This is a genomic window from Kitasatospora sp. NPDC056783 (genome assembly GCF_042789895.1).
In the GTDB taxonomy this organism is placed as follows: Bacteria; Actinomycetota; Actinomycetes; order Streptomycetales; family Streptomycetaceae; genus Kitasatospora.
Genome location: NZ_JBHUAF010000509.1, coordinates 1 through 4,958, shown reverse-complemented (window position 1 = coordinate 4,958; position 4,958 = coordinate 1). Strand labels below are relative to the sequence as shown.

The following is a 4,958-nucleotide window of genomic DNA, read 5'->3' as shown; positions in this document are numbered from 1 at the left end:
CCGTCGTCGGTGCGTGAAGGGCCGGTCAGAGGGCGGCGAGGCGTTGGAGCAGGTGGGCCGGGTCGGTGAGGCCGCAGGCCTGGCGGACGGCGTCGTCGTGGGCGGCGGCGAGCGCGTCGAGGCGGGTCAGCCGGGCGCGGCCCTGGCGGGAGAGGTGGGCGGTGATCCGGCGGCGGTCCTGGTCGCCCTGGCGCCGGTAGGCCCAGCCGGAGTCGGCCAGCGAGTCCACCAGCCGGCTCAGGCTGGCCTGGGGGATCAGCAGGGCCTGGGCGAGTTCGCCCATCGCGTGCCCCCGGCCGTCGGCGAGGGCGCGCAGCAGCCGCCACTGGTCGACGGTGCAGTCCTCCTCGGCCAGGGCGGTGGCGAGGCCGCCGGAGAGCCTGCGGTGGGCCAGGGTGACCAGCTCGACCAGCAGGGGCTCCGGGGCGGGCGACCCTCCGGCGGTGTCGGGGCCGCGGCCCTCGACCTCCGGCGCGACACCAGCTGCGGTCATCGGACCCTCCCCTTCCCGGTCTTTGCCGATATCGGCGGTACGACGATACTCGCACTGTGAGCGTCGAGGTGAGGATGATCGATCCGCTCGATGCGCTGCACTCGGCACGGGAGGAGGCGGCGTTTCGGGTGGGCCTCGTCGTGCCGCAGTCCGGCCCGCTCGGGCTCACCGGGCCGTCCGCGCTGGACGGCGCGCTGCTCGCCGCGCACGAGGTCAACGCGGGCGGCGGCGTCCTCGGGCGCCCGCTGGAGCTGGTGCTGGTGGACGGCGGCGGCACGCCGGAGCCGGTCGCCGCCGAGGTGCGCCGGCTGCTGGACGCCGGGGCGCTGGACGCGCTCGCCGGGTGCCACACCAGCGATGTGCACCGGGCGGTCGAGACGGTCGCCGCCGGCCGCACCGCGTACGTCTTCACCCCGCCGCACGAGGGCGGCTCCCGGCTGCCCGGGGTGCTCTGCACCGGGATCGATCCGTCACGTCAGCTCGGTTCAGCCGTAAGGGAATTGACGGAGCGTCATCGGATTGCCCGATGGGCGATGATCGGCAACGACTACATCTGGCCGCGCTCCGTGCACCGGGCCGCCGAGCGGCTCGCCGGGCGGGCCGGCGCCCGGGTGGTGCTGGAGCGGAGGGTTCCCTTCGGGGCCGTCGAGGGGCTGCTCGAACCCCTGCTGGACGAGCTGCGCGCCGCCCGCGCGGACGCCCTGCTGCTCAGCCTGATCGGGCGCGACCTGGTGCACTTCAACCGGGCGCTGCGGCGCAGCGGACTGGACCGCCGGCTGGTGCGCCTGTCCGGCGCCCTGGAGGAGAACGGCCTGCTCGCCCTCGGCGGCGACGACACCGGGACGCTGTACGCGGCCATGCCGTCCTTCGCGACGCTGGCCGAGGAGCGCCGGCAGAGCCTCGCCGAGCGGCACCTGGCGCTGTGCGGGCCGTGGGCGCCGGTCCTGGACGCCTACGCGGTGGGCCTGTACGAGGGCCTCCACCTGCTGGCCGGTCTGGCGGCCCGTCGGGCGCTGGCCCCGGGCGGCCTGCTGGCGGCCGCGGGGCGGTTGCTGGACCGCGAGGGCGCGGGCCGGGCGCCGATCCACCTCGCCCGGGCGGAGGGCCTCGGCTTCGCCGTCCTCGGGTGACCGCGCCCCTCGCGCGACCGTCTCGCGCGGCCCCGCCGGAGGCGCCCCCCTTCTCGCCAGATGAAATGGCGGAACAAAACCCTTCCATCTGGAAATAGTTGCCTCTACAGTCTCCCCCACCACCCCCAGGGTCGTCACGGAGAGAGAGCACCATGGCCGACACACCCGCTCCCCAGGGCATCGAGAGCTACGGCTACCAGCAAGAACTGCGCCGCTCGCTCGGCTTCACCGACCTGCTCGTCTACGGGCTGGTGTTCATGGTGCCGATCGCACCGTTCGGCATCTTCGGCGGCGTCTTCCAGGGCGCCGGCGGCATGGTCGCCCTGGCCTACGTGCTCGGCATGGTGGCGATGATGTTCACCGCGCTGTCGTACGCCCAGATGTCCCGGGCCTTCCCGATGGCCGGCTCGGTCTACACCTACGCGGGCCGGGGCATCGCCGCCCCGGTCGGCTTCCTGTCGGGCTGGATGATCCTGCTCGACTACGTGCTCGTGCCCGGACTGCTCTACCTGATCGCCGGCGTCGCGATGAACTCCCTGGTGCCGTCGATCCCGGTCTGGCTCTGGCTGATCGGCTTCGTGCTGCTCAACACCGTGGTCAACTACCTCGGCATCGAGACCACCAACAAGGTCAACAAGGCGATGCTGATCGGCGAACTGGTCGTGCTGGCCGTGTTCGTGGTGATCGGCGTCATCGCCCTCGCCAACGGCAAGGGCCGCGGCTTCGACTTCACGCCGCTGTACAACTCGCACACCTTCTCCTGGAGCCTGGCCTTCGGCGCGGTCTCGATCGCGGTGCTCAGCTTCCTCGGCTTCGACGGCATCTCCACCCTCTCGGAGGAGAACCGGGACTCCACCAAGGCCATCGGCCGCTCGATGGTCGCCGCGCTGCTGCTCGCGGGCACCCTGTTCATCGTGCAGACCTGGGTCGCCTCGCTGCTGGTCGCCGACCCCGACGCGCTGATCCGGGACGGCGATCCGAACGGCACCGCCTTCTACGACGCGGCCCGCACCGCGGCCGGCGGCTGGCTCGCCACGCTCACCGCCGCCTCCACCGCGGTGGCCTGGGGCTTCGCCAACTCCCTGGTCGCCCAGGCGGCCACCTCCCGGCTGCTGTTCGCGATGGCCCGCGACCGCCAGCTGCCCTCCTTCCTCGCCAAGATCCACCCCACCCGCCGGGTGCCGGTCAACGCGACCCTGCTGACCGCCGGGATCTCGCTGGTGCTCGGCCTCTACATGGCCTCGCGCGAGGACGGCATCACCCTGCTGAGCACCCTGGTCAACTTCGGCGCGCTGACCACCTTCCTGGTGCTGCACGTCGCGGTGGTCGTCCACTACCTGGTCCGCAAGCGCAGCAAGGACTACTGGCGGCACCTGATCGCCCCGGCCATCGGCTTCGCGATCCTCGCGTACGTGGTGATCAACGCGAACATCGCGGCCCAGCGGCTCGGCTTCGTCTGGCTGCTGGTCGGCGGGATCGTGCTCGCCGGGCTGATGGCCACCGGCCGCAAGCCCCGACTGGCCGTCACCGAGGCCGAGGCCGGTGCCGGTGGCGACGCCACTACCGTGAACACCGCCGCCACGAACGGCACCACCAGCGCCAAGGAGAAGCAGTGAGCCTGCCCGAGATCGTCAAGCTGTCCCCGACTCCGGAGGACTACTCCTACACCTTCGGCGGCCGTGCCCCGCTGGTCACCGTCCAGCCCGGCTCCGTCATCGAACTGACCACCGAGGACTGCTTCGGCGGCAAGGTGCGCGGCACCGGCGACCTGCCCAGCCAGGTGTGCGTCTTCCCCTACCTCAACCCGGTCACCGGCCCGATCGCGGTGGCCGGCGCCGAGCCCGGGGACGTCCTCGCCGTGCACTTCGTGGAGATCACTCCGGCCCGGGACCACGGCATCTCCAGCACCTTCCCGCACTTCGGCGCGCTGACCGCGACCCACAACACCGCGATGCTGCACCCGGCGCTGGAGGAGCGGGTCTGGGTCTACGACCTGGACGTCAAGGCCGGGCTGTGCCGGTTCCAGGCCCGCAACAGCGAGTTCACGGTGGACCTGCCGCTCGACCCGATGCACGGCACGGTCGGCGTCGCCCCGGCGGCCGGCGAGGTGCTGGCCTCGATCACCCCCGGCGCGCACGGCGGCAACCTGGACACCCCCGAGATGCGGGCCGGCACCACCGCCTACTTCGGGGTCAACGTCGAGGGCGGGCTGCTGGCGATCGGCGACGGCCACGCCCGCCAGGGCGAGGGCGAGGTGTGCGGCACGGCGGTGGAGGCGGCGATGCGCACCACCGTGATCGTCGACCTGGTCAAGGGCGGCGGCCCGGCCTGGCCCCGGCTGGAGAACGACGACTTCCTGATCAGCACCGGCTCCGCCCGTCCGCTGGAGGACGCGTTCCGGATCAGCCAGCACGACCTGGTCGGCTGGACCGGCGACCTGCTCGGTCTGGACCAGCTCGACGCCTACCAGCTGGTCAGCCAGGCCGGGCTGGCCCCGGCGGCGAACGTCTGCGACACCAACTACACGATGGTCGCCAAGCTGCCGAAGAACCTGCTCGGCCGGGCCCGCGCCTACGACGGGCTGCACGAGCGCCTGCGCGAGAGCGCGGCGGCGTACCTGCGGCACCGGTAGGAGCCGCCGCCGGGCCGCGCGCGGAGGTTCAGGCGCGCGGGTCAAGGTACCGGCAAATCTCATGGACCCCCCACCCAGGGCCCGTCGGTCCCCCCATGCCGACGGGCCCGCGGGGTGTGTCCCCGCAGTGCGGCGACGAACCCACGGGGTGTCACCCCGCCGCCCGCGACCTCACCCGTTCGAGGGCGGCGAGCAGCGCCGAGGCCTCGGCCCCGCTGATCCGGTCGACGAAGTGGAGCAGCGCGCCCGCCCGGTCGGGGCTGGTCTCCAGCGCCTGGTGCATCAGCCCGGCGGTGTACTCCTCGCGGGTGCAGGTCGGTTCGTACCGCCAGGCGCGGCCGACCTTGTCACGGCGCAGCCAGCCCTTGGTGTGCAGGATGTCCGCGACCGTGGTGACGGTGGTGTAGGCGACCGGCCGCCCCCGCTGGAGGTCGTCCACCACCTCGCGCACCGTGGCGGGCCGGTGCCACGACCAGAGCCGGTCCATGATCTCGGCCTCCAGGTCGCCGAAGCCCCGTAGCACCGCCCTCAGTCTCCCTCGCCGAGCCGGCCACCGACCACCGGTGCCCGGCGCCCGTGGCCCGCTGCCCGTGGCCCGCCGGAACGCGGCCCCATGGTACGGCGAGCGCCGGGCGCCCGCCCCGGGTGAAGGGGACGGGCGCCCGGCCGGTTGCCGGGGGTGGGCGGGTGGTGTGCCCAGTCC

General features: G+C 73.3%; 5 protein-coding genes. 3 read left to right on the top strand and 2 right to left on the bottom strand.

What is annotated here, in order from left to right; all coding sequences use genetic code 11:
• Nucleotides 1-25: 25 nt before the first annotated feature.
• Nucleotides 26-493 carry a MarR family winged helix-turn-helix transcriptional regulator gene (locus ACFRMQ_RS38080; protein ID WP_380735456.1) on the bottom strand — a complete coding sequence of 156 codons (468 nt, stop codon included), beginning with the start codon at nucleotides 491-493 and terminating at the stop codon, nucleotides 26-28.
• 56 nt (nucleotides 494-549) lie between these two features.
• Between ACFRMQ_RS38080 and ACFRMQ_RS38075 the strand changes: the two genes are divergently transcribed.
• The 3 genes from ACFRMQ_RS38075 to ACFRMQ_RS38065 all read left to right on the top strand — a co-directional run bounded on the left by ACFRMQ_RS38075 (nucleotide 550) and on the right by ACFRMQ_RS38065 (nucleotide 4,255).
• A complete protein-coding gene (locus ACFRMQ_RS38075) occupies nucleotides 550-1,623 on the top strand; it encodes a substrate-binding domain-containing protein (protein WP_380735455.1) in 1,074 nt (357 codons plus the stop codon).
• Nucleotides 1,624-1,775: 152 nt separating this feature from the next.
• On the top strand, nucleotides 1,776-3,239 hold the full coding sequence (locus tag ACFRMQ_RS38070) for an APC family permease (RefSeq protein WP_380735454.1): 1,464 nt from the start codon (nucleotides 1,776-1,778) through the stop codon (nucleotides 3,237-3,239).
• Nucleotides 3,236-4,255, top strand: a complete 1,020-nt coding sequence (locus ACFRMQ_RS38065) for an acetamidase/formamidase family protein (RefSeq protein WP_380735453.1) — start codon at nucleotides 3,236-3,238, stop codon at nucleotides 4,253-4,255. The genes ACFRMQ_RS38070 and ACFRMQ_RS38065 overlap by 4 nt, the downstream gene beginning before the upstream one ends.
• 151 nt (nucleotides 4,256-4,406) lie before the next feature.
• Here ACFRMQ_RS38065 and ACFRMQ_RS38060 read toward each other — a convergent pair whose 3' ends face one another.
• On the bottom strand, nucleotides 4,407-4,778 hold the full coding sequence (locus tag ACFRMQ_RS38060) for a BlaI/MecI/CopY family transcriptional regulator (RefSeq protein ID WP_380735452.1): 372 nt from the start codon (nucleotides 4,776-4,778) through the stop codon (nucleotides 4,407-4,409).
• Nucleotides 4,779-4,958: the final 180 nt, after the last annotated feature.